Origin of the sequence: Methylobacterium sp. Leaf113 (assembly GCF_001423325.1) — a bacterium.
GTDB lineage: Bacteria > Pseudomonadota > Alphaproteobacteria > Rhizobiales > Beijerinckiaceae > Methylobacterium.
Genome location: NZ_LMNJ01000034.1, coordinates 95829 through 119904, shown reverse-complemented (window position 1 = coordinate 119904; position 24076 = coordinate 95829). Strand labels below are relative to the sequence as shown.

The 24076-nt window shown below is 71.0% G+C and carries 23 protein-coding genes; 14 read left to right on the top strand and 9 right to left on the bottom strand.

From position 1 onward, the window contains the following. The first annotated feature begins 632 nt into the window (after positions 1 to 632). The 5 genes from ASF60_RS17185 (at position 633) to ASF60_RS17165 (ending at position 5175) form a co-directional block, all read left to right on the top strand. Positions 633 to 1679 carry a sulfate ABC transporter substrate-binding protein gene (locus ASF60_RS17185; protein ID WP_056187659.1) on the top strand — a complete coding sequence of 349 codons (1047 nt, stop codon included), beginning with the start codon at positions 633 to 635 and terminating at the stop codon, positions 1677 to 1679. 63 nt (positions 1680 to 1742) lie between these two features. Then, positions 1743 to 2615: a sulfate ABC transporter permease subunit CysT gene (cysT, locus tag ASF60_RS17180; protein WP_056187656.1), complete on the top strand. Its 873-nt coding sequence runs from the start codon at positions 1743 to 1745 to the stop codon at positions 2613 to 2615. Then, positions 2608 to 3492: a sulfate ABC transporter permease subunit CysW gene (gene cysW, locus ASF60_RS17175; protein WP_056187653.1), complete on the top strand. Its 885-nt coding sequence runs from the start codon at positions 2608 to 2610 to the stop codon at positions 3490 to 3492. Before cysT ends, cysW begins: the two co-directional genes overlap by 8 nt. After that, positions 3455 to 4543, top strand: coding sequence for a sulfate/molybdate ABC transporter ATP-binding protein (locus tag ASF60_RS17170; RefSeq protein ID WP_056187650.1), 1089 nt, complete (start codon positions 3455 to 3457; stop codon positions 4541 to 4543). The genes cysW and ASF60_RS17170 overlap by 38 nt, the downstream gene beginning before the upstream one ends. Before the next feature lie 71 nt (positions 4544 to 4614). Beyond that, positions 4615 to 5175 carry a DUF4337 domain-containing protein gene (locus ASF60_RS17165; RefSeq protein ID WP_056187647.1) on the top strand — a complete coding sequence of 187 codons (561 nt, stop codon included), beginning with the start codon at positions 4615 to 4617 and terminating at the stop codon, positions 5173 to 5175. Between the two features lie 110 nt (positions 5176 to 5285). Here the strand turns inward: ASF60_RS17165 and ASF60_RS17160 are convergent, their stop codons facing one another. Together ASF60_RS17160 and ASF60_RS17155 are read right to left on the bottom strand one after the other, a co-directional pair. Beyond that, on the bottom strand, positions 5286 to 7685 hold the full coding sequence (locus tag ASF60_RS17160) for a Tex family protein (RefSeq protein ID WP_056187643.1): 2400 nt from the start codon (positions 7683 to 7685) through the stop codon (positions 5286 to 5288). Between the two features lie 75 nt (positions 7686 to 7760). After that, positions 7761 to 9221, bottom strand: coding sequence for a glucan biosynthesis protein (locus ASF60_RS17155; protein ID WP_056188042.1), 1461 nt, complete (start codon positions 9219 to 9221; stop codon positions 7761 to 7763). Between the two features lie 241 nt (positions 9222 to 9462). Here ASF60_RS17155 and mdoH point away from each other — a divergent pair, with 241 nt between their 5' ends. Then, positions 9463 to 11361: a glucans biosynthesis glucosyltransferase MdoH gene (gene mdoH / locus ASF60_RS17150; RefSeq protein WP_056187640.1), complete on the top strand. Its 1899-nt coding sequence runs from the start codon at positions 9463 to 9465 to the stop codon at positions 11359 to 11361. Positions 11362 to 11365: 4 nt separating this feature from the next. Here mdoH and ASF60_RS17145 read toward each other — a convergent pair whose 3' ends face one another. Together ASF60_RS17145 and ASF60_RS17140 are read right to left on the bottom strand one after the other, a co-directional pair. Then, on the bottom strand, positions 11366 to 11788 hold the full coding sequence (locus ASF60_RS17145; protein WP_056187637.1) for a hypothetical protein: 423 nt from the start codon (positions 11786 to 11788) through the stop codon (positions 11366 to 11368). A 71-nt stretch (positions 11789 to 11859) separates the two neighbouring features. Beyond that, positions 11860 to 13041, bottom strand: a complete 1182-nt coding sequence (locus tag ASF60_RS17140; RefSeq protein ID WP_056187634.1) for a trans-sulfuration enzyme family protein — start codon at positions 13039 to 13041, stop codon at positions 11860 to 11862. Between the two features lie 144 nt (positions 13042 to 13185). Here ASF60_RS17140 and ASF60_RS17135 point away from each other — a divergent pair, with 144 nt between their 5' ends. Beyond that, the gene (locus ASF60_RS17135) at positions 13186 to 13719 is read left to right on the top strand and encodes a TspO/MBR family protein (protein WP_056187630.1); all 534 of its coding nucleotides are present in this window, start codon (positions 13186 to 13188) and stop codon (positions 13717 to 13719) included. Between the two features lie 10 nt (positions 13720 to 13729). Here ASF60_RS17135 and hemA read toward each other — a convergent pair whose 3' ends face one another. After that, complete coding sequence (gene hemA, locus ASF60_RS17130; RefSeq protein WP_443136772.1) at positions 13730 to 15118, bottom strand: 5-aminolevulinate synthase; 1389 nt, start codon at positions 15116 to 15118, stop codon at positions 13730 to 13732. A gap of 380 nt (positions 15119 to 15498) precedes the next feature. Between hemA and ASF60_RS17125 the strand changes: the two genes are divergently transcribed. Together ASF60_RS17125 and murA are read left to right on the top strand one after the other, a co-directional pair. Next, on the top strand, positions 15499 to 15690 hold the full coding sequence (locus tag ASF60_RS17125; protein ID WP_056187626.1) for a hypothetical protein: 192 nt from the start codon (positions 15499 to 15501) through the stop codon (positions 15688 to 15690). A 158-nt stretch (positions 15691 to 15848) separates the two neighbouring features. Continuing rightward, complete coding sequence (gene murA, locus ASF60_RS17120; RefSeq protein ID WP_056187622.1) at positions 15849 to 17138, top strand: UDP-N-acetylglucosamine 1-carboxyvinyltransferase; 1290 nt, start codon at positions 15849 to 15851, stop codon at positions 17136 to 17138. A 43-nt stretch (positions 17139 to 17181) separates the two neighbouring features. Here the strand turns inward: murA and ASF60_RS17115 are convergent, their stop codons facing one another. Together ASF60_RS17115 and ASF60_RS17110 are read right to left on the bottom strand one after the other, a co-directional pair. Beyond that, a complete protein-coding gene (locus tag ASF60_RS17115) occupies positions 17182 to 17517 on the bottom strand; it encodes a hypothetical protein (protein ID WP_244476996.1) in 336 nt (111 codons plus the stop codon). Between the two features lie 100 nt (positions 17518 to 17617). After that, complete coding sequence (locus ASF60_RS17110) at positions 17618 to 18691, bottom strand: glycosyltransferase (protein ID WP_244478488.1); 1074 nt, start codon at positions 18689 to 18691, stop codon at positions 17618 to 17620. A gap of 276 nt (positions 18692 to 18967) precedes the next feature. Between ASF60_RS17110 and ASF60_RS17105 the strand changes: the two genes are divergently transcribed. Genes ASF60_RS17105 through ASF60_RS17090 form a run of 4 tightly spaced genes read left to right on the top strand, consistent with a single transcriptional unit; the run spans position 18968 to position 21780 of the window. Beyond that, positions 18968 to 19462 carry a DUF2948 family protein gene (locus ASF60_RS17105; RefSeq protein ID WP_056187619.1) on the top strand — a complete coding sequence of 165 codons (495 nt, stop codon included), beginning with the start codon at positions 18968 to 18970 and terminating at the stop codon, positions 19460 to 19462. Continuing rightward, the gene (gene hisD, locus ASF60_RS17100; protein WP_056187615.1) at positions 19462 to 20757 is read left to right on the top strand and encodes a histidinol dehydrogenase; all 1296 of its coding nucleotides are present in this window, start codon (positions 19462 to 19464) and stop codon (positions 20755 to 20757) included. The genes ASF60_RS17105 and hisD overlap by 1 nt, the downstream gene beginning before the upstream one ends. 7 nt (positions 20758 to 20764) lie before the next feature. Continuing rightward, the gene (locus ASF60_RS17095; RefSeq protein ID WP_056187612.1) at positions 20765 to 21262 is read left to right on the top strand and encodes a UPF0262 family protein; all 498 of its coding nucleotides are present in this window, start codon (positions 20765 to 20767) and stop codon (positions 21260 to 21262) included. Positions 21263 to 21318: 56 nt separating this feature from the next. Continuing rightward, complete coding sequence (locus ASF60_RS17090; protein WP_056187609.1) at positions 21319 to 21780, top strand: arsenate-mycothiol transferase ArsC; 462 nt, start codon at positions 21319 to 21321, stop codon at positions 21778 to 21780. Here ASF60_RS17090 and ASF60_RS17085 read toward each other — a convergent pair. Further along, entirely contained in the window at positions 21758 to 22621 is an 864-nt protein-coding gene (locus ASF60_RS17085) for a C40 family peptidase (RefSeq protein ID WP_056188031.1), read from the bottom strand. The genes ASF60_RS17090 and ASF60_RS17085 overlap by 23 nt on opposite strands. A 271-nt stretch (positions 22622 to 22892) precedes the next feature. Between ASF60_RS17085 and ASF60_RS17080 the strand changes: the two genes are divergently transcribed. Next, complete coding sequence (locus ASF60_RS17080; protein WP_056187606.1) at positions 22893 to 23255, top strand: hypothetical protein; 363 nt, start codon at positions 22893 to 22895, stop codon at positions 23253 to 23255. A 15-nt stretch (positions 23256 to 23270) separates the two neighbouring features. Here the strand turns inward: ASF60_RS17080 and ASF60_RS17075 are convergent, their stop codons facing one another. Further along, positions 23271 to 23954, bottom strand: a complete 684-nt coding sequence (locus ASF60_RS17075; RefSeq protein ID WP_056187603.1) for an SDR family oxidoreductase — start codon at positions 23952 to 23954, stop codon at positions 23271 to 23273. Between the last annotated feature and the right edge of the window lie 122 nt (positions 23955 to 24076).

Here is a 24076-nt window from a genome sequence, read left to right as displayed (position 1 = left end):
TCGTCGTCGTCGGCAACATTCTGCTGGCGTCCCTGTTCTCGCTCATCGCCGTCGCGGCCGACTGAACGCGCGACCGGCTCGCGCCGGGGCCCCGCACCCGGCCCGCTTCGCGCCCGTTCGTCACCCGCCCACAAGCCGGCCCCTCCCCACGCCGCACAATCCGAACACCGTCGACCGGGGGCCTTCCTCGGCCGTAGGCTGATTCGCGCCGCCTCCGTTTGACCGAGGCTGTCACGGATTCGCGCCCGGGCGCCGTCTGGAGCATGGCTCCGGCACCGGGCTTTCCCACGAGCAGGCTCTGCCCTCGCGTCCTCGGACGGTTCCGGCCCGACCGGGGCTTTCCGGCGATCCGCTCTGCGCGACGTTGATCGAAAAAACGTCCTTTCTATAGAACCCCCGTCAAGGTAGCATTTTCTTCTCGCACCGGAGGCCAGTCGAGAGGGACCTTTCCTTTTCGGGAAATTGCTCAGCGAGCAGCGCGAGGCCGGCGGAACAATTCTGTTCCCGATCCTCTTTCCTGCCGCACCGCAGCGCTTGACAACGTTCGTTAAAACGAACGAAACCAGCGTCGTCTGGCCTGGGTCGCGTCACCGCTCCAGGTCGGGCCGTACCAGCAGATTTCGGAGATTCCCGTGAGCGAGACCCCTTCCCGGACCACCGGACGCACCCGGCGCCACGCGGTCCTGCTCGGCGCCGGCCTCGCCGCGGCCGTGCTCGCGCCCACCCTCGCGTGTGCCCAGACCGAGCTGCTGAACGTCTCCTACGATCCCACGCGCGAACTCTATCGCGAGATCAACGCGGCGTTCAGCGAGGCGTGGAAGGCCAAGACCGGCGAGACCGTCACGGTGCGCGCAGCGCATGGCGGCTCGGGCTCGCAGGCCCGCACGGTGATCGACGGCATTCCGGCCGACGTGGTCACACTCGGCATCCCCTCCGACATCGACGCCATCAGCCGCATCTCGAAGAAGATCCCGGCGGACTGGCGCACCAAGCTGCCGAACCAGGGCCTGCCCTACACCTCGACCGTGGTGTTCCTCGTGCGGAAGGGCAACCCGAAGGCCGTGAAGGACTGGGGCGACCTCGTGAAGCCCGACATCAAGGTCATCACCCCGAACCCGAAGACCTCCGCGGGCGGCCGCTGGAACTTCCTCGCGGCCTGGGGCTACGCCTACGAAAAAGAGGGCAAGAACGCCGACAAGGCCAACGCCTTCGTGGGCGAGGTCTACAAGAACGTCCCCGTGCTCGACACCGGCGCCCGCGGCTCCACCGTGACCTTCGCCCAGCGGGGCCTCGGCGACGTGCTGCCGACCTGGGAGAACGAGGCCTACCTGGTGTTCGAGGAGTTCGGCCGCGACAAGTTCGATGTGGTGGTGCCGCCGACCTCGATCTACGCCGAACCGCCGGTCGCCCTGGTCGATGCGAACGTCGACAAGAAGGGAACCCGCAAGCAGGCCGAGGCTTATCTTCAGTTCCTCTATTCCGACCAGGCCCAGGCCATCTTCGCCAAGCACCATTATCGTCCGTTGAACCGGGCGGCCGCGAAGCCCGAGGATCTGGCGCAGCTGCCCGAGCTGAAGCTGTTCAAGATTGAGGACCTGCAGGGCGACTGGGACGCGATCCAGAAGAAGAATTTCGACAACGGGGGCCTGTTCGACCAGTTGAGCAAGGCGGGGCGCTGAGCCGCCGCGACCTGATCCCCGCCCCCGCCCGGGCGGGGCCCGAGACTTGAGCAGGACACCGCCATGGCCCCGCCCCCGCGCGCCAACCCGCCCACCCGGGCGAAGCGGCGCTTCCTCCGCCCGAGCGTGATCCCCGGTTTCGGGCTCGCCTTCGGCTACACCCTGACCTGCCTCGGCCTGATCGTGCTGCTGCCGTTGGCGGCCCTGGTGACGCGCGCCTCGGGGCTCGGGCTTTCGGGAATCTGGGAGGTCGCCACTGACCCGCGTGTCGCCAGCGCGCTGCGCGTCAGCTTCGGCGTCTCTCTGCTGGCCGCTCTCACCGCCTCGGTGTTCGGCTTCCTCATCGCCTGGGTGCTGACGCGCTATCGCTTTCCGGGCCGCAAGATCGTGGACGCGGTGGTGGACCTGCCCTTCGCGCTGCCGACCGCCGTCGCCGGCATCGCCCTGGCCGCCCTCTATGCGCCCAACGGCCTCGTCGGAGCGCAGCTCGCCCGGATCGGGATCGAGGCCGCCTACACGCCGGTCGGCATCTACATCGCCATGGTGTTCATCGGCCTGCCCTTCGCGGTGCGCACGGTGCAGCCCCTGATCGCCGAGATCGACAAGGAGATCGAGGAGGCCTCCGCCACCCTCGGGGCGGGCCGTGTCCACACCCTGGTGCGGGTGGTGCTGCCGCCGCTGATCCCGGCGGTGCTCACCGGATTCGCCCTCGCCTTCGCGCGCGGCGTCGGCGAGTACGGCTCGATCATCTTCATCGCCGGGAACCTGCCCTACGTCTCCGAGATCGCGCCCCTCCTCATCGTCATCAAGCTGTCCGAGTACGATTACGGCGGCGCCTGCGCCATCGCCACCCTCATGCTCGGCATCTCGTTCCTCACCCTGCTCGCCATCAACCTGATCCAGGCCTGGAGCCGGCGGAGATTCGGCTATGTCTGAGACCTTCGCCCCCGTCGCCCTGGCCGAGGCGCGTCCGGCCAGCGTCGTCACCGAGGGCCGCTGGATCCGCTGGCTGCTGATCGCCGTCGCGATCCTGTTCCTGGCCCTGTTCCTGGTGCTGCCGCTCCTCACCGTGTTCGCCCAGGCCTTCGCCAAGGGGATTGAGGCGTATCTGGCCGCCTTCACCGAGGCCGACGCCCACGCGGCAATCCGGCTGACCCTGCTGACCGCCGCCATCGCGGTGCCGTTCAACCTGGTCTTCGGGATTATGGCCTCCTGGGCCATCGCCAAGTTCGAGTTCTGGGGCAAGAACCTGCTGGTGACCCTGATCGACCTGCCGTTCTCGGTCTCGCCCGTGGTCTCGGGCCTGATCTACGTGCTGGTCTTCGGGGCGCAGGGGCTGCTCGGCCCCTGGCTGCTCGATCACGACATCCAGATCATCTTCGCGGTGCCCGGCATCGTGCTGGCGACCATCTTCGTCACCTTCCCGTTCGTCGCCCGCCAGCTCATCCCCCTGATGCAGGAACAGGGCACGGCGGAGGAGGAAGCGGCCCTGACCCTCGGAGCCTCCGGCTGGCACGCCTTCCGGACGGTGACGCTGCCCAACATCCGCTGGGGCCTCCTCTACAGCGTGCTCCTCTGCAATGCCCGCGCGATGGGCGAGTTCGGTGCGGTCTCGGTGGTCTCCGGCCACATCCGGGGCCTCACCAACACGCTGCCGCTCCACGTGGAGATCCTCTACAATGAGTACAACTTCGTTGCCGCTTTCGCCGTCGCCTCCCTCCTGGCCGGCCTCGCCCTCGTCACCCTCTGCGTCAAATCCGTCCTCGAATGGCGCTATGCCGACGAGATCGCCGCAGGCGCCCGTGGGCACTGAGCGGGCGGGCGGCTCCACCGCCATCCGGGTCGAGGCGCTGTCGAAGACCTTCGACACGGCCGCGGTGCTGCACGACTTCTCCCTGGACGTGCGGGCAGGCGAGCTGCTGGCCCTGCTCGGCCCCTCGGGCTCGGGCAAGACCACGCTGCTGCGCATCATCGCCGGCCTCGACTTTCCCGATGCGGGCCGCATCGTCTTCGGGGCCGAGGACGCGACGCGGTTGCCCGTGCAGCAGCGCGCGGTGGGCTTCGTGTTCCAGCACTACGCCCTGTTCAAGCACATGAGCGTCGCCGAGAACATCGCCTACGGCCTCAATGCCCGGAAGCGGTCCGAGCGCCCGGCCAAGGCCGAGATCAAGCGCCGGGTCGGCGACCTGCTCGACCTGATCAAGCTGTCCGGCTTCGCCGACCGCTATCCGAGCCAGCTCTCGGGCGGCCAGCGCCAGCGCATCGCGCTGGCCCGGGCGCTCGCGGTGGAGCCGCGCGTGCTTCTCCTCGACGAGCCGTTCGGCGCCCTCGACGCCCAGGTCCGAAAGGACCTGCGCCGCTGGCTGCGCGAGATCCACGACCGCACCGGCCAGACCACGATCTTCGTCACCCACGACCAGGACGAGGCCCTGGAGCTATCCGACCGCGTCGCCGTGCTCGACAAAGGCCGCCTCGAGCAGGTCGGCACCCCCGACGAGGTGCAGGAGGCCCCGGTCTCCGCCACGGTGCTGAAGTTTCTCGGCGACACCATCGAGGTCGAGGCAATCGCGCAAGGAGGCGAGGTCCGGGTCAACGGCCGCCTCACCCCGGTCAGGGCGCCCGAGGGCCTGGTCGGTCCGATCAAGCTCTACGCCCGGCCTTGGCAGCTCCAGTTCGCCGAGGGCGATCAGGTCCATCTCGAAGGCGTCGTGCGCTCGTCCTACCGGACGCAGGGGCGCCAGCGCATCGAGGTCGACCGGCCCGAGGGCAAGACCGTGGTGGTGGAGGCCGCCGACACCAACCGCTTCGCGGCCGGAAGCCCCGTGGGCCTGTGGATCATCGGCGGCCACGTGTTTCCGAACTGACGAAAAATCGCCTTGCGCCCGCGGACGCGATCGGGTGTGACTGCCGCCGTCCAAATCTCAGCGGGGTCGGCATGTCGGGTGGTCACGGGGCGGGGGGAAGTTCGAACAAGCGCGTGGCGCTGCTGATCTCGGTGCTGGCGCTGTTCCTGGCGCTTGCCGAGACCCTGGCGAAGGGCGCCCAGACCGACGCCCTCGGGGCCAACGTCGAGGCCTCCAACCAATGGGCTTATTTCCAGGCCCGCACCATCCGGGGCACCGTCCTCAAGACCGCCGACGAGACCCTGGCGCTGCTGCCGCCGGACGTCGCGAATTCCGAGGCGGTGAAGGCCAAGCGCGCCGAGTGGGCCAAGACCCTGGCCCGCTGGGACAGCGAACCCGCCACCGGCGAGGGCCGCAAGGAGCTGGCCGAGAAGGCGCGGCACTCGCAGGAGGTGCGCGACCTCGCCCTCCACCGCTACCACCATTACGAGTTCGCCTCGGCCGCCTTCCAGATCGGCATCGTGCTCGCGTCGGCCGAGGTCATCACCGGCATCTTCGCCCTGGTGGTCGGTGGCGGGGTCCTCGGCATCGCGGGCCTGGCCCTCCTGGGTTTCGGCCTCTACGCGCCGCACGCGCTGCCGTTCTTCCACTAGAGTTTGTCAGGGATCAGTGGAAACCGGTTATCCCGACACGACAAACGGAGGACTTTGGAGCGACCGGCGGGAGGCAGGCCTCCCGTCGACCGTTCAGCGCTGCCGGCCGCTCAGCGCTTCGGCATCCCCTTCGCCAGAGCGGCCCGGCGCAGGGCCTCGGCCAGGGCGCCGCCGGGTTCGACAAGGGCGCCACCGGGCTCCACAGGAGCGCCGCCGGGTTTGGGGGTCGCCGCCGGCTTCGGCGTCGAAGACGGCCTCGGTGCGGAGGACGGCCGCGGTGCCGAGGACGGTCCCCGCGCGGGGGCGGCCTCCCGCCCGTCACGGCGCGGCGCGCCGGGCTCGTCCGAACGCATGGTGAGGGCGATGCGCTTGCGGTTGGGATCGACCTCGACCACCCGCACCTGCACGACGTCGCCGGGCTTCACCACGTCGCGCGGGTCCTTCACGAAGCGGTCGGCCAGCATCGAGATGTGGACCAGGCCGTCCTGGTGCACGCCGACATCCACGAAAGCGCCGAAGGCCGCCACGTTGGTGACCACGCCCTCCAGCCGCATGCCGGGCTTCAGGTCGGAGATCTTTTCCACGCCCTCCTGGAAGGTCGCGGTGCGGAAGGCCGGGCGCGGGTCGCGGCCCGGCTTCTCCAGCTCCGACAGGATGTCGGTGACCGTGGGCAGGCCGAAGGTCGCGTCGGTGAATTGTTGGGGGTCCAGGCTGCGCAGGGCGCCCGCATTGCCGATCAGCGCCTGGATCGGCTGGCCGGTGGCGGTGAGAATGCGGCGCACCACCGGATAGGCCTCCGGGTGGACGCCCGAGGCGTCGAGGGGGTCGCTCCCGTCGCGGATGCGCAGGAAGCCGGCGGCGAGTTCGTAGGCCTTGGGGCCGAGCCCCGCCACCTTCTTCAGGCTGACGCGGCTGCGGAACGGACCGTTGGCATCCCGGTGCACGATGATGTTGGAGGCGACCCGCGCGGTCAGGCCCGAGACCCGGGCCAGGAGCGGCGCCGACGCGGTGTTCACGTCGACGCCGACGCCGTTCACGCAATCCTCCACCACCGCGTCGAGGGAGCGCGCCAGCTTCCCCTCGGCCAGATCGTGCTGGTACTGGCCGACGCCGATCGCCTTCGGCTCGATCTTGACGAGTTCGGCCAGCGGGTCCTGCAGGCGCCGGGCAATGGAGACCGCGCCACGGATCGAGACGTCGAGCTCGGGCAGTTCCGCGCTGGCATAGGCGGAGGCCGAGTAGACCGAGGCGCCGGCCTCCGAGACCATCACCTTGGTGAGCGTCAGGTCCGGCTGCTTGGCGATGAGTTCGGCGGCGAGCCTGTCGGTCTCGCGCGAGGCGGTGCCGTTGCCGATGGCGACAAGCTCGACCTTGTGAGCCCGGCAGAGCTTGGCCAGGGCGACCAGCGCGCCGTTCCAGTCGCGGCGCGGCTCGTGCGGGTAGACGGTGTCGGTGGCCATCACCTTGCCGGTGGCGTCGACCACCGCGACCTTCACGCCGGTGCGGAAACCCGGATCGAGCCCGAGGGTCGGGCGCGCGCCGGCCGGAGCGGCCAGCAGGAGGTCGCGCAGGTTGCCGGCGAACACCGAGACGGCGCCGGCCTCCGCCACGGCCCAGAGCCGGGCGCGCAGGTCCGTATCGGTGGCGGGCTTCAGGCGGGTGCGCCAGGCCCGCCGCACCGTCTCCATCAGAAAGGCGTCGCCCGGCCGCCCCTGGTCGCGGATGCCGAAAGCTTTCGCGATGCGAAGTTCCTGCGATCCGGGCTGGCCCTTGGCCGGCGTGTCGCCGACCGCATCCGCGATGGCGAGGTCGAGCACCTCTTCCTTCTCTCCCCGGAACAGGGCGAGGATGCGATGCGAGGGCAGCTTCACGAGGGCTTCCGAGAAGTCGAAATAATCCGAGAATTTCTCGCCCGATGCCGCTTGGCCGGCCTTCACCGTGGCGACCATCCGGCCGCGCAGCCAGCCGGTCTCGCGCAGATTCCCGACCAGTTCCGGGTCCTCGCTGAAACGCTCGATCAGGATAGCACGCGCCCCCTCCAGCGCGGCCTCGGCATCGGCCACGCCCTTGGCCGCGTCCACGTAGGTCCGGGCCGCCGCCTCCGGAGACAGGTCGGGCCGGGCCAGCACGGCGTCGGCGAGGGGTTCGAGTCCGGCCTCGCGGGCGAGCTGCGCCTTCGTCCGGCGCTTGACCTTGAACGGCAGGTAGAGGTCTTCCAGACGGGCCTTGGTGTCGGCGGCCAGGATCCGCGCCTTCAGCCCGGCCTCGAGCTTGCCCTGGGCATCGATCGCCTCCAGCACCGCCGCCCGGCGCGCTTCGAGATCGCGCAGGTAGGCGAGACGCTCCTCCAGATTGCGCAGCTGGGTGTCGTCGAGGGTGCCGGTGACCTCCTTGCGGTAGCGCGCGATGAACGGCACCGTCGCGCCGCCGTCGAGCAGGTCGACGGCGGCCTTCACCTGCCATTCCGCGACGCCGAGTTCGGCGGCGAGACTCGTGTTGATGGCGGCCATGAGGCGTCTCCGGGTGGGGCCGGGTGTCTACAGGGCTGCGTGCGGACCGGTCAAACCCGCCGCCCCTCCGCCGGTTCAGGCCGGCATGTCCCAGGTCTCGGTCACGGCCCGGCCGTCCTGGACGAGGCGGGCGCGCAGGATCGCGTCGCCCGGCGGCAGCGGCGTCGGTGGGCGCCACTCCACGTAGAGCCGCCAGCCGCCGGTCTGGGGCACGAACTCCACCACGGGATCGACCATCGTGCCGGCGCTGGCGGAGACGTCCGCGGTCGGTGTCGCGCCCCGGTCGGCCGGCAGGCCCGGCCCTTCGAAATCCACGACGTAGAGGCGCCGGCCCGGGCTCGGCGGGGTGGTCGGGCGCAGGCGCTCGGCCGAACCCACCCGGGTCGAGACCACACGGCCGAGGGTGCCGGGCACGACGCTCGCCGGCTCGGCCCCCACCGTCGTGAGGCGGTAGGACACGGCGCGCTCGGTCCCGGCCGGCACGGGCGCGCCGGGCACGAAGGCAGCCACGATGTTGTCCATGTACTCCTCGCGGGACGGGATCTCGAACAGACGGACTGCACCGGCTCCGAATCCCGATCCGGGCGTGACCCAGAGCCCGGGCCGGGCCTCGTGCCGGGCCTGGACGTCGAGATAGGCAGGAAAGTCGCGCGTGCGCTGGAGCAGGCCGAAACCCTCCAGCGGATCGGCGCCGAAGGCGGAGATCTGCGGCTGGGCCCGGCCGTTGACCAGGGGCCGCCACAAGCGCTCCCCACGCGTCACCACCGCGAGCCCGTCGGAATCATGCACCTGCGGACGGAAATCGTCGAAGGGCTCGGCGCCCCGCGCGCCCGGCCCGTTCGCCCCGTGCAGGAACATGCTGGTGAGGGGGGCGAGCCCGAGATGCTCCAGGGCGGTGCGGGGATGGAGCGACGCCTCGACGTCCATCACCGACGGATCGCCCGGCGCCACGCGGAAGCGGTAGGCTCCGGCGAGGCTCGGCGAGTCGAGCAGGGCCCAGATCTCGAGGGTGCGGGCATCGGCCTCCGGCTCGCAGATCCAGAAGGCCGTGAAATCCGGAAATTCCTCCGTGCCGGGCCCCCCGGTGCGGATCGCGGCACCCCGGGCCGAGAGCCCGTATTCCTGGCCGAACCCGCGCAGCCGGAAGTAGGAGGCGCCGAGAAAGACCAGGACCTCCTCCTGGTCCCCCGGCCGATCGGCACCGAAGGCGTAGTGCAGCCGGAAGCCCGCGAAGCCGAGATCGGGGGCGAAGCTCTGTCCTCCCAGGGCCGGCCCGAGGTCGAACAGGTCGGAGGCGTAGGGAATCGGTTGGGCCGGGCCGTTGCGCGGCTGCCGGTACAGGGCGACGCGCTTGCGCTGCAGGAAGCCGCGATGGAACAGCTGGGCCGAGAAGCGGCGGCCGAGGGGCAGGCTCGCCTCCGGCCGGAAGGTGATGGCGCGGTAGCCGTCGTAGGACAGGCCGGCGAGCGGCGGCGGCAGATCGTCCGGTCGGGCCTGGTACGGGCTGGCCGCGAGCGCGCGCGCTTTGGCCTTCACCGCATCAAATGATCGGGAGTCCGGGGTCTCGGCGCGCGTTCGGCCCGCATTCAGATCATGCGCGGTAGGCAAGATCATCCCAACGGCCACGCCGAGCGTGGTTCGCAGGGCCTGCCGCCGCGAGAAGGACTCGGTGTCCCCGCATCCTTCGAGACCCTCGCCATCGCGCATCGCTTCCCCTTTGCCGGCATCGTGCCCGGTGGTGGATCGCGGTGTCCCTCCTTCGAGTTTCCCGCGCCCCATGTCCCACAGGTTGTCGCACGACGCCCCGGCGGCTGAAATCCCGGGGCCGGTGGAAATCGGGCCGGAAGCGCCGGCCGCCTTTCTGGGCCGCCGCCTGCTGCTGGCCCTGCCGCCGCTGGCTCTCGGTGCCCTTGTCACCGCCCTGGCGCTCGGCGCCTATGGGACGCCGTCCGGCCTCCTCGCCGGTGCGGTGCTCGGGCTGTTCGCCCTCGTGATGACGTGGCAGGCCTTCGTGGCCTGGCAGTACGTCTACGGCCTCGTCGCCACGGCCTTCGGCGACCGGGCGAAATCCGCCCTGGAGCGGCGCTCCCTCACGATCCCGGCGGAGGCCTCGGGCCTGAGCCGCACCGCCGCCGTGGTGGCGATCCACGCCGAGGACGCCGTGGCGGTGTTCGCGGCCCTGCGGGTCATGGCCCGCTCGCTTCAGCAGGCCGGGGGCACCGGCGGCGACATCGACATCTTCGTCCTGTCCGACACGCGGGACGGCGCCATCGCGGCGGTGGAGGAGCATGAATTCGCCCGCATCGAGGCCTGGACCCGCCAGAACGGACCCGGCCTGCCGCGGGTCCGCTATCGCCGGCGCCGCGACAATGCCGGCCGCAAGGCCGGCAACATCGCCGAGTTCTGCAAGACCTACGGGTCCGCGTACGACTTCATGATCGTGCTCGACGCCGACAGCCTGATGACCGGCAGCGCCATGCGCCGCCTCGCCCGGCTGATGGAGGAGAGCCCCCGGGTCGGCCTGATCCAGACCGTGTCCTACGCCACCGGGCGCGACACCCTGTTCGCCCGCATCCAGCAATTCGCCGTGCGGCTCTACGCGCCGCTCTCCATCCGATGCCTGGAGACCTGGCAGGGGCCGGACGGGAGCTACTGGGGCCACAACGCGATCGTGCGGGTCGCGGCCTTCGCCAACAATGCCGAGCTGCCGGTGCTGCCCGGCAAGGCGCCGCTGGGCGGCGAGATCCTGTGCCACGACATCGTCGAGGGTGCGCTCCTGCGCCGGGCCGGATGGGAGGTTCGCCTGCTGCCGGAGATGGGCGGCACCTGGGAAGAGATGCCGACGAATCTCGTCGACCTCCTCGGGCGCGAGCGCCGCTGGTGCCAGGGCAACATGCAGCACCTGCGCGTCACGGCCATGCCGGGCCTGCGCCCCGCCAGCCGCTGGCACCTCGCCGTCGGCATCCTGTCCTACATGGCCTGCCCGCTCTGGGTGCTGTTCCTCGCCCTCGGCACGCTTCAGGCGTCCCGTACCGGCGATCTCGGCCTGCTCGGCTACGGCCTCACGGGAACGGGGGCTGCCGCCCACGCGCTGGCCGCCCTGGTGGTCACAATCCTGGCTGTGCCGAAGCTGCTCAGTCTCGGCCACGTCCTCGCCTCGGCCGAGCGGCGGGCGGCCTTCGGCGGCACCGCCTCGCTCCTCAAGAGCGCAATCCTCGAACAGGCGATCTGGGTCCTGCTCTGGCCGGTGATGACGCTGTTCGCCGCAGGCGCCGTCGCCACCACCTTCGTCGGCCGGGTGGTGCGCTGGGACGCACAGGTGCGCGACGACCGCCGCGTGCCGTGGACGGAGGCGTGCCGGCTCCAGGTCGACACCCTCGTGGCGGGTGCCCTGCTGACGGCAGGCCTTGCCTGGGCCGGCGATCCCTGGCTCGCCCTCTGGATGGCGCCGGTCGCCCTCGGCCTGCTGTCGAGCCCGGCCCAGAGCGTGCTGACCAGCAGCGCCCGACTTGGCCGGATCTCGCAGGCCCGGCGCCTGTTCCTGACCGTGGACGACACGGCCCGCGCGCCCGAACTCACCGCCCTGGCGCAGAGCCGGGGCGGAGCGGCCGAGGCCGGTCGTGGCCGGGTCGAACCGACCTGGCTCGCCGACGAGGTTCCGGCCTCCTCGAGCTGAGGCGCTACTGCTTCTCCAGCACCTTGATCGGGTCGGTGCGCTGGGCCGGGCTCGGCTCCTTCGTGGCGCTGCTGGTGCCCTGGCCGGCGCGGGCATCGTCGGCCTGTCGCGGCAGGCCGGTGCCGCTGGCCAGTTCGAGGCAGGTGACCATCTCGACGTAGGACGGGAAGCCGCCGGCCTCGAACTGCTTCTCGCACTGCCGCTTGGCGGCGGGCGTGAACTCGTTCCAGCGGCGCTTGACCTCGTCATGCGAGGCCCGCTCGGAGCGCAGGCAGCCTTCCTGGCTGGCATTGTCGCTCACGCTCGCGGAGGCTGCCGACCGGCAGGTCTTCTCGATGTTCAGCTCGGGCGGTCCGGTCTCGGCCCGGGCGGGCGCGCCGAGGAGGAGGAGCGCGAAGGCTCCGGTGAGGAGGGCAGGCTTCGGCATGGTGGAGCGGTCTCTCGGGATGATCCTGCGCACCAACGCGCGAATCCCGTTCCCCGCACCACGCGAAAATATCAGGTATTCCTGAGGGCCCCGTCGAGGTCGGCGAACAGGTCGTCCACCGCCTCGATCCCCGTGGACAGCCGCAGGAGATCCGGTGGGCACGGGGAATCCGGCCCCTCGACCGAGGCCCGGTGCTCGATCAGGCTCTCGACGCCGCCGAGCGACGTCGCCCGCTTCCACAGCCGCACCCGCGCCGCGGTCGCAATGGCCGCCCCCTCGCCGTCCCGCACCCGGATCGACAGCATGAAGCCGAAGCCGCCCTCCATCTGCCGGGCCGCCACCGCGTGGCCGGGATCGTCCGGCAGGCCGGGATAGAGCACGTGCGAGACGCACGGATGAGCCTGGAGCCGGCGCGCGAGTTCGGCCGCCGCGGCGGCCTGCGCCGCCGCCCGCAGGGGAAGGGTCCGCAGCGAGCGCATCAGCAGGTAGGCCTCGAACGGGCCGAGAATCGCACCGCCGCCCGAGCGGATCGCGGCGAGACGCTCCCAGAACGTGTCGGCGACCGCCCCGGCGAGCACCCCCGCCACCACGTCGGAATGGCCGTTGAGGATCTTGGTGGCCGAGTGCATCACGATGTCGGCGCCGAGCGTCAGCGGCCGGGTGTGGATCGGCGAGGCGGCGGTGGAATCGACGGCGAGCCGGGCACCCGCCGCGTGCGCGAGGCGGGCGGCCCCGGCGATGTCGGTGATGGTCCAGAGCGGGTTGCCGGGGGTCTCGATCCAGACGAGCTTCGTGGCGCCCGGCCGGATCGCCCGCTCCAGGCCCGTTAGATCGTCCATGTCGACGAACTCGACCGCGATGCGCCGGCGCGGCATCTCGGCGTTGAGCCAGCGCTTCAGGCCCCAGTACATCACCCGGGGCGCCACCACGTGGTCGCCGGGCTCCAGGGCGCTGAACACGGCGGTGGCCGCCGCCATGCCGGAGCCGAACAGCAGGGCGCCGGCCGCCGCATCCTCCAGCATCGCCAGCACGGCCTCCGCCTCCCGCACCGTGGCGTTGTCGGGGCGGGCGTAGGAGAAGCCCGAGCGATAGCCGTTGTCGGGATCGCGCAGGAAGGTGGTGGCCACGTGCAGGGGCGCCACCACGGCCCGGGTCACCGGGTCGACACGGCCCAGGGCCTGGGCGGCGAGGCTGCGCTTCGCGAAGGCGGGCGGGGCATCCGAAGGCGGCTTCGGTGCGTTCGGTTCCGACATGGGGCGTGTCCGTCCGTCAGGGTTGTGTTGACCGGCCGGCGCGGACCGGTGCACGGACCGCGGGCAAGGCGGTCTGTCTCTCTCCAAGGCGTTCTCCCCATATCAGGGCGAGAACCCCGCCGAAGGCAAGGAATCCCGTTCGTCATGTCCCGTGCGCCAGCATCGTCGCCGATCCATATTCCCACCGAGCCCGCCCTTGCCCTGCCGTGGCGGCTGGCGGTGGCGATCCTGCCGGTGGTGCTGACGGCCGTGCTCGGCTCGTCCGCCACCGGTGCGAATATCGACGGATGGTATGCCGGGCTGACGAAGCCGTCCTTCAACCCGCCGAACTGGGCGTTCCCGGTGGCCTGGACCATCCTCTACGGGATGATCGCGCTCTCGGCCTTCCGGCTCCTCGGGGCGAAACCCCGCACGGGTCCGACCCGGGGCGCGTGGCGGCTGGCGCTGGTCGCCTTCGCGGTGCAGCTCGCCCTCAACGCCGCCTGGACCCCGACCTTCTTCGCCGCACACGCCCTGGGCGCCGCCCTGGTGGTCTCGGCCGCGATGTGGGTGATGATCCTCTGGACGATCCGCCTGTCCTGGCGCTTCGACCGGGCCGCGGCGTGGCTGCTGGTGCCCTACGCCGCCTGGGTCGGCTTCGCGACCATGCTCACCGGCGCGATCTGGCGCCTGAACTGAAGCGCGGCGGCTACTCGGCCGCTTCGACGAACACCGTCCCGGCGCGCGGGAGGTCGAGGGTGTCCCAGGTCTCGGTCAACGCCGCCGTCAGCTTGGCGATGCGGGCATCGTCGTGGAAGGGCGAGGGCGTGATCCGCAGGCGCTCGGTGCCGCGCGGCACGGTGGGGTAGTTGATCGGCTGGATGTAGATGCCGTGGTGCTCCAGCAGATGATCGGCCGCCGCCTTGCACAGCTCGGCGTCGCCCACCATCACGGGCACGATGTGGGTGTCGGTGTGCAGCACCGGCAGGCCGGCGGCCTCCAGGGCGGTCTTGGTCCGGGCGGCCTGGCGCTGGTGCGCCTCGCGCTCGACGGTCGAGCGCTTCAGGTAGCGCACCGAGGCGATGGCGGCCGCCGCGATGGCGGGCGGCAGGGCGGTGGTGAAGATGAAGCCCGGAGCGTGGCTGCGGACCGCGTCGCACAGGACCGCAGATCCCGTGATGTAGCCGCCGACGCAGCCGAAGCCCTTGGCCAGCGTGCCCTCGATCACGTCGACCCGGTGCATCACCCCGTCGCGCTCGGAGATGCCGCCGCCGCGCGGGCCGTAGAGGCCGACCGCATGGACCTCGTCGAGATAGGTCATGGCGCCGTAACGGTCGGCGAGATCGCAGATCGCGCCGATGTCGGAGACGTCGCCGTCCATGGAATAGACGCTCTCGAAGGCGATCAGCTTCGGGCGGTCGCCCGCCGCGATCAGCAGTTCCTCGAGGTGCTTGAGGTCGTTGTGGCGGAAGACCCGCTTCTCGCAGCCCGAATGGCGCACGCCCTCGATCATCGAGTTGTGGTTGAAGGCATCCGACAGGATCAGGCAGTTCGGGATCAGCTTGGCGATCGTCGAGATGCCGGACTGGTTCGAGACGTAGCCCGAGGTGAAGACGAGGCCGGCCTCCTTGCCATGCAGGTCGGCGAGCTCGCGCTCCAGGTCGACCAGCGGCGAGTTGTTGCCGGCGATGTTGCGGGTGCCGCCGGCGCCGACGCCGCAGCGGGCGGCCGTGCGGGTCATGGCGCCGACCACGTCCGGGTGCTGGCCCATGCCGAGGTAGTCGTTGGAACACCAGACCGTGATCTCGGAGGTGCCGCCATCGGGTTTGCGCCAATGCGCGGTCGGGAAGCGGCCGGCGATGCGCTCGATATCGGCGAACACCCGGTAGCGGCGCTCGCTGTGCAGGCGGTCGAGGGCGGTGCGGAAATGCGACTCGTAGTCGATCCGGCCCTGACCGATGGACCCCGTCGTGATCGCAGCCTTGATTGCAGACGTGATCGCGGGCTTGGACTCACAGCCCGCTCCCTGGCCCGCTCCCTGCTGGCCCGCTCCCTGCTTGGTGTCGCTGATCTTGATCGTCGCGGGCATGCGGTTCACGGGCATCCGTCCTTCACGCTTGGGCTGAGGGGCCGGCGGTGGAATCGCGGCCTCTGGCGGGATCGTTTCCACGCGGACCCTCGTGCGGGGGGCCCTTGATGCAATCGGTCTCGGTGGCGAGCTTGGCGCACGCTCCATGAAGGAGTTGCTGACGACGCTCGCCCTGACTTCGGGTTTCCCCGACACGGTCGCGACGATACAGGTGAACTTGGAATTGGTTCAAGTCGACATCCGCATTCCTGGTTTGCATCCATCGACCAGGGGATGCAAAGCCGACACAGCGACGTGGCGACGATGGGTCGCGCGGGGCCTCCCGGCGCGTCGCGGACCACGCTAGGCCCCTCCCCGCCCGATCCCGCTCCACCGGATCCCTGCGACGCATGACGGACGACGAATCCCAGGCCGACACGCAGGCCGACACGAAAAAGACCCCGCGCAACGCGGCCGAGCAACGGGCCGAGCGCCTGAAGGCGGCCCTGCGCGACAACCTGCGCCGCCGGAAGGCACAGGTGCGCGGGCGTTCGCTCGGTTCCGGACCCGAGGAAACACCCGAGTCCGGCGGGGAAGCATAATCGGACGCGCCGAACCTCCTTTTCGACAAAACTTGGCTATAACGGTGCTGTTTCCACGCGGACGGCGCGCGTCCCGCCCGGTTTCACGTTCGATGTCTCCGGTCAGCGGCGCGACCTGCGCCCCCGGAGGGCAAGATTTAGGCAAGGTTGTAGACACGATGGACCGCATCAACATCATCGGCGGCCGCCCGCTGCACGGCGTGATCCCGATCTCGGGTGCCAAGAACGCCGCTTTGCCCCTGATGATCGCCAGCCTGATGACGGGCGAGACCCTGGAACTCGGCAACGTGCCGCGGCTCGCCGACATCAACGCGCTCCTGCGCATTCTCGGCAATCACGGCGTCGACCACATGGTGGTGGGCAAGCGCCCGGGCCAGACCACCGAGACCGGCCAGACCATCCGCCTCACCGCCTCCAACGTCATCGACACCACGGCGCCCTACGAGTTGGTCTCGACCATGCGGGCGAGCTTCTGGGTGATCGCGCCGCTGCTGGCCCGCTTCGGCGAAGCGCGGGTCTCGATGCCGGGCGGCTGCGCCATCGGGACGCGCCCGGTCGACCTGTTGCTGATGGCGCTGGAGCGCCTCGGCGCCACCGTCGAGGTCGATGGCGGCTACGTCGTCGCCAAGGCCAAGAATGGCCTGCGCGGGGGCGAGATCCACTTCCCCAAGGTCACGGTCGGCGGCACCCACGTGGCCCTGATGGCGGCGGCGCTCGCCAACGGCTCGACCCTGATCGAGAACGCCGCGCGCGAGCCTGAGGTTGTCGATCTGGCGGCCTGCCTCACCAAGATGGGCGCCCGCATCGAGGGCGCCGGCACGCCGCGCATCACCATCGAGGGCGTCTCGCGCCTGCACGGCGCCCGCCACGACGTGCTGCCAGACCGCATCGAGACCGGCACCTACGCCATGGCGGTGGCGATGACCGGGGGTGACGTCACCCTGGAGAACACCCGTGCCGACCTGCTGCATTCGGCCCTCGACGTGCTCTCGACCACGGGCGCCGAGATCACCTCCGGCACCGACACGATCCGCATCCGCCGCAACGGTGGCGGCATCGCCGCCGTCGACATCACCACCGATCCGTTCCCGGGTTTCCCCACGGACCTGCAGGCGCAGTTCATGGCGCTGATGACGCTGGCCAAGGGCCAGTCGAACATCCGCGAGACCATCTTCGAGAACCGCTTCATGCACGTCCAGGAGCTGGCCCGCCTCGGCGCCAAGATCCGCCTCGAAGGTGATCTGGCCATCGTCGAGGGCGTCGAGCGCCTGAAGGGCGCGCCCGTGATGGCGACCGATCTGCGCGCCTCGGTCTCCCTCGTGATCGCAGGGCTCGCGGCCGAGGGCGAGACCAGCATCAACCGGGTCTACCACCTCGACCGCGGCTTCGAGGCCCTGGAGGCCAAGCTCGCCCGCTGCGGCGCGGAGATCACCCGCGTCCGCAGCTGACGGGACCGGCTCGCCGCCCGCTCGGGGCGGAGAGCCGGGCGGATCAGCCGCCGATCTCGCCGTGCTTGCGCCCGAAACCGGGGATGTCGCAGCCGCAGCGGGAGCCGTAGGGCTGCGGGCGGGTGATGCAGTTGCCGCGCTGGGTCAGGCAGAGGCGTCCGAAGCCCTCGCCGCCGTAGCCGCGCGGTCGCCGGTCGTAACGGTCCTCGTCGTAGCGCCGGCGCTCGTAGCGATCCTCGTCGTAGCGGCGCTCGTAGCGATGGGGACGATCGTGGTCGCCGTAATATTGCGCCTGCGCCGCGACGATCCCGAGGCCCGGGCCGAACGTCGCCGCGGTGGCGAGGGCGAGGATCGTCGTCTGTATGGTCTTGCGGGTCATGGCGTGATCCCCTCGGATGGTCCGTCTCGTTGCTCCCCGATCTAGCGACCCCGGGCTGAACGCCGCCTGAGGACCTGCGGTGATCGGAAAAAGGGGCATGTCAGCCGAGGAACCGGGTGACCAGGCGCACCGCCGGGAGCACCGCCCGGGCGAGCCGGATCTGGCCGGGCAATTGCCGCGGGCCGAGGGGCCGGTGGACCAGGCGCGGGCTGGTACGTTCGGCCTCGGCCACCGCGTGGCCCGCCAGGGGATGGGCCGCGACGCGGGCGGCCTCCGCCTCGGTGATCCGCAGGGCCTTGGCCCAGCCGCGCTCGGTGCCGAGCCGGCCCGCCGCGTGCAGCCGGCGCAGCCGGCGGCGCCAGGCGTAGCGGAACAGGGCCCGCGGTACCGATTCGAGGCGGGCGTCGCACAGGCTGTCGGGCTTCTCGCAGCGCGCCCGGATGGTGTCGGCGACGCCGCCCGGCGCCCGTCCCACGAGGCGCCCCGAGACCGTGACCAGAATGGCCGGATCGTGCCGGACATGCAGCCCCTGGGCGAGCAGCAGCGCCACGAAGGCGCCATCCTCGCCGAGCGCGATCGCCGGCATGCCCCCCACCGCCCGGTAGGCCGCGACGCTGACGCTCAAGGTGGCGCCGATGGTGGTGCGGTGGCAGGGCCAGGGATCGTGCGGATCGGGGTCGATGCGCGCCTCGGCCTCGGTGAGGAGATCGCTGTAGATGTCCTCCCGGTCTCCGCGCCAATGCAGGGAGGGCGGCAGCAGGGCGCGCTCGTCCGCATCGAGCGCGATGCGGCCCGCCACCGCATCGGCGCCCCGGTCGAGGGCGGCCCGGTTGCGCGCGACCCAGTCCGGCGGAACCCGGCTGTCGGCATCGGTCGAGAGGATCATGCCGTCCGCCCCGAGCCAATCGGCCGCCCGGTTCATCGCCTCGCGCCGCGCCCAGCCCGCATGGGCGCCCGCATACGTCACATGGGTGACGCGGACCGGCATCGACATCCGCGGCACGAGATCGGCCACGATCGCCTCCGTGGCATCGGTGCAGTTGTTGAGAAACAGCACGACGCCGAGGCTTCCCGGTGGGATGCCGGTCTGAGCGTCGATGGCTCGCAGGCAGGCCGCGATGCGCTCGGCCTCGTTGCGCACCGGGATGGCGATGACCGCACCCGGCGCTGCCAGCGCGGGACGGGTGGAGTGCGCGGAAAGTTCGGCTTGACCCGGGGTGCCGGCGGCCTCGGTCAGAGGGGGAAGAGACACGGTCAAAACTCCGTTCGCCGACACCGACACGAAGCCGGCGCAGCGACGCGTCCGTAGCAGGTCCGGCAAGCGGGACAATGGCGGAGTTCCGAGCCGCCAGTTGCCGTGGGCGGGTCGCCTCGCTACCTACGGCTCCCACACCGCGAGCGGCCGAGCCCGCACCGGGCCGGCCCACCGACAGGAGCGCGACACCCGATCATGGAGCTTCTCAGGCTCGCTGCCCTCGACGCCGAAGATCTGGGCGTCATCTCCGCCCACCTGCAGGACGCGATCCTGAAGGGGAGCGACCTCGCCTATCTCAGCGCGCAGCATCGGTTCGTCCTGGTGGCGCGTCGCTTCGACTGGTCGGCGGAGGACGGTGCGCCGCCGCGCCGCCGCCTGACAGGCATCCATTTCGAGCGGGTGCTGAAGGTGCGCACCCGCGGCATCACGCCCGGTGCGGACGCCGAGACGCCCCTCGAACTCCTCGCCATCACGTTCGCGCCGTCCGAGGCACCGTCCGGCATCGCCACCCTGGTCTTCGCCGGCGGCGCGGCGATCCAGCTCGAACTCGAATGCATCGAGGTCCAGTTGAAGGATCTCGGTCCGGTCTGGGAGGTCGAGGGGCGTCCCGACCACGAGGCCGTGGTCGCCGGGCGCGCCGCGATCGCGGGACAGGCTCCAGCGGGACAGGCCCGAGAAGGAAACACCTGATGGTCCGTCTCGATTCCCGCGACGGCGACTTCGCCGCCGCCTTCGCGCGTCTGCTCAGCGTCAAGCGCGAGATCTCAGAGGATGTCGACGAGACCGTGCGCGGCATCATCGCGGGCGTGGTCGCGGGCGGCGACGATGCGCTCGTCGACTACACCCGCCGTTTCGACCGGCTCGGCGAGGACTTCACCGTCGCGTCCCTGCGCGTCACCCCGGCCGAGATTGAGGCCGCCGTCGCGGCCTGCCCGCCCGAGGCCCTGGAGGCCCTGCGCTTCGCCGCCGCCCGGATCGAGTCGTTCCACGCCGCCCAGGTGCCCGCCGACCACAGCGCCACCGACAGCCTGGGGGTCACCGCCGGCTGGCGCTGGACGGCACTGGAATCCGTCGGCCTCTACGTCCCTGGTGGCACCGCGAGCTATCCCTCCTCGGTGCTGATGAACGCGATTCCCGCCCGCGTCGCCGGGGTGCCGCGCGTCGTCATGGTGGTGCCGATGCCGGAGGGCACGATGAACCCGCTGGTGCTCGCCGCAGCGCAGCTCGCCGGCGTCGACGAGGTCTACCGGGTCGGCGGCGCCCAGGCCGTGGCGGCGCTTGCCTACGGCACCGAGACCATCGCCCCCGTGGCCAAGATCGTCGGCCCCGGCAATGCCTGGGTGGCGGCGGCCAAGCGCCGGGTGTTCGGGCAGGTCGGCATCGACATGATCGCCGGTCCCTCCGAGGTGCTGATCCTGGCCGACGCGCACGCCAATCCCGATTGGGTGGCGGCCGATCTCCTGGCCCAGGCCGAGCACGACACCGCGGCCCAATCGATCCTGATCACGGATTCGGAGACGCTCGCCGGCGACGTCGCCGAGGCGGTGGAGCGGGCGCTCGGAACCCTGCCGCGGGCCGACATCGCGCGGGCGAGCTGGCGCGACTACGGCGCGATCGTGGTGGTGCGGGACTTCGACGAGGCGGTGCCGCTGGTCGACCGGCTCGCCCCCGAGCACCTCGAGATCGAGACGCAGGATGCCGAGGGGCTCGCCGCCAAGGTGCGCAACGCAGGCGCGATCTTCCTCGGCTCGCACACCCCGGAGGCCATCGGCGACTATGTCGGCGGCCCCAACCACGTCCTGCCCACCGCCCGCTCGGCGCGGTTCTCCTCCGGGCTCGGCGTGCTCGACTTCATGAAGCGCACCACGATCCTGCGCTGCGACCCGGCGGCCCTCCGGGCGCTGGGGCCTGCGGCCATCGCCCTCGGACGGTCGGAGGGCCTGGAGGGTCACGCCCGCTCGGTGGCGATCCGCCTGAACCTGTGAGGGTGCGATGTCCGGTGCGGCCAAATCCAGCGAGCCCCAATCGCCTCACCGCCTCGCGGTGGTGACCCTCGACGAGGAGTCGATCGGCCGGGGCAACCCGGATCAGGAGCATGAGCGCGCCATCGCGATCTTCGACATCCTGGAGGACAACAGCTTCACGATTCCCGGGCGCGAGGGCCCCTACGCCCTCACCCTCGGCCTGGTGGAGAGCAAGCTCGCCCTCGTCATCAAGCGCGAGGACGGCGAGCCCGTCATGACCCACCTGCTGTCGCTGACCCCGTTCCGCCGGGTGATCCGCGACTACGAGATGATCTGCGAGAGCTATTACAACGCCATCCGCACCGCTTCGCCGACCCAGATCGAGGCGATCGACATGGGCCGGCGCGGCCTGCACAACGAGGCCTCCGACCTGCTGCGCCAGCGCCTGGAGGGCAAGGTCGACCTCGACCACGACACCGCGCGGCGCCTGTTCACCCTGGTCTTCGCCTTGCACTGGAAGTCGTGACCCGCGAGGCCCGAGCGGCGCCCCCTCTCGAAGCGCGAGGCTGAGAAGAAGACCGGATGGCGGACGCGACCGGCCCGAAGAAGACGCGCGTGCAGTCGGCCCTGTTCATGTGCAACTTCAACGCCGTGCGTTCGCTCGCGGCGGAAGCCATCGCACGCCACTACTTCGGCAAGTCGATCTACGTGCAATCGGCCGGCGTCCGCTCGGGCGAGCCCGCCGACCCGTTCATGGTGGCGGCGCTGGACGAGATCGGCATCGATGCCGCGCGCCACAAGCCGCGCACCCTGGCCCAGCTCGAGGAATGGGAGGGCCTGAACTTCGACCTCATCATCACCCTGGCGCCAGAAGCCCACCACGCCGCCCTGGAACTGACCCGTACCAACGCGGTCGAGGTCGAGTACTGGCCGACCCCCGACCCGACCCACATCCAGGACGGCACCCGCGAGCAGCGCCTCGACGCCTACCGCGACGTCCGCGACGGCTTGGTCTACCGGATCAAGATGCGGCTGAAGGGTTGAGCCGCCGGATCGACGTCACCGGCCCGAAACTCTTCTCCCGGATGCGGGCGACGGCCTCGGCGAGGGGCTCCACCGCCACCGCCATGTGGTGGCCGTTGGCGTGGATGAGGCGGGTGGCGTCGAGCATCAGCCCCACATGGCCGCGCCAGAACACGACGTCGCCGCGCCGGAGCCCGTCGACGTCCGGGGCGAGCGGCTCGCCGAGCCCGCGCTCCTGCTGGTCGGCGTCCCGCGGCGCCGCGATCCCCGCCAGCGCCAGGCAGAGCTGGACGAGGCCCGAGCAGTCGAGCCCGAGGCTGGTGCGTCCGCCCCAGAGATAGGGCGTGCCGACGAGGCGCTCGGCGGTGCCGGCGTAGTCGGGCTCCAGGACATCGGCTGCCGTGCAATGTCCGGCGAACACGAAGCCCCCGGTCGCGAGGCGATGAAAGTCGCCGACCGAGTCCTGGACCTGGACGCGGGCGCCGAGCGTCAGGTAGCCGGTGGCGGGCAGCTTCAGGTCGGGTCCGGGATACAGGAAGCTGCGCAGGGCGGTGACGCGGTGGGTCGGCCCCCCGACGGGTCCGAGGGCCGCCTCCGGCAGGTAGCCGACATAGCCGTCATGGGCGAGCTGGACGAAGGCGAAGCCCTCGTCGGCTCCGTAGAAGGTGACCGCGTCGCCCATCACGGCCTCGGTCTCGAGACCGGCATCGAAGCGCGGCGCCCGCGTCAGCGGCGCGGCCGGCACGACGACGCTGCGCGCTTCGCCGACCACGTAGCGGGCGGCGTCGACGCGGCCTCGCAGGCGGATATCGGCGATCTCGGGCCGGGCCGGGACGAGGCGCGGGTCGGACAGGTCGAGCAGGGCGGTCGGCATGGGCGCGACTATCTCCTGGGGTTCGACCCGTCGCAACCGCCGACGCGGCGATCGCCCCGTCTGCGTCATGGTGACGCTGGAAACTGCCTGTCCGGTCGGCAACCTGCGTCTCGGGAGGCCGCTCCGTCCGCGCCGAACCCGGATCCCTGATCGAAAATCCATCCGGCTGCCGCGCGACGCGTCCCACTGCAGGAAACGCACGGGGCGCCCGCAAATGTGTGCACTGCACAAACCGGCAAATCGGGATTACAGTCGGCGCATGCCCCTAGCGAGTCGCGCCGTGAAGAAGACCTCGAAATCCTTCCAGGATCTGCCGCCGATCCGCGTGCGGCGCGAGCCGCCGACGATTCCCGAGGCGGTCGCCGCCGCGCAGGATCTCGCTGACGACATCGAACAGCAGGTCGAGATCGCCGCCGGCCTGATCGGCCTGCCCCTCGACGCGGTGCGCGAGCACGTGGTCGCCGCAGCCCAGGCCAAGGTGGAACGGATGCCCGAGCGGATGCCGGAGCGCATCTTCACGGCGGCGAGCCCGAACCGGGCCCCCCGCACCGTCATCGTCGAGCGCCGTCGGCCGCCAGTCATCATCGAGCGTCGCGGGCGTCCGCCGATCGAACGCCCCTGATCGCGGCGTGAGAGGCTACCAGTCGAGCGTCTTGCCGGTGTAGTCGAGATAGGCCGTCCCGGTCCGGCCGAGCCGGGCCGCGATCACGTCGGCCATGCCGGTGACGCTGGTGGCGACGTCGATGTCGGCATCGGCTCCGCCCATCTCGGTGCGGACCCAGCCCGGATGCAGCAGCAGCACGCCGAACCCCGTTTCGCGATGGCGGATCTCGAAGCTGCGCGCCAGGGTGTTGAGGGCGGCCTTGCTCGCCCGGTAGGTCTCCCAGCCACCGGAATCGTTGAGGCCGACGCTGCCGAGGATCGAGCTCATGAAGGCGACGAGACCCTTCGGAGCCAGCCGGTCGAGGAAGACCTCGGCGAAGCGCACCGGGCTGATCGCGTTGGTCAGGTAGACCTGGGCGGCCACGTCACGCGGCACGGCATGGGCCGGATCGTGCGCCTGCGTCGCCACGCCCGCCACCACGAAGACCAAGTCGAAGCTCTGGCCGGCGAGGCGGTCATGCAGGGCCGCCACGGCGGCATCGTCGTCGATGTCCGCGGTCTCGATCGTCAGAGCGTCGTCGGCCAGCGCCGCGAGGCCCGGGGAAGCGGAGCGCTGAGTCGCGGTCACCCGCCAGCCCCGCTGCAGGAAGGTTTCGACGAGGCCGAGGCCGAGGCCGCGCGAGGCCCCGACGATGAGCGCGTTCTTCTGGGATGCCATGTGATCGTGTCCCTGGTTCGCGGACGGGCGCGCCGCCCTCGGGCCGGGCCGCCCGACCCTCAGCGGAGGAGGTTGGACGGATGAGCGGTTCCGGCAATCCGGGCCGCCCGCGCCGAGGTGTG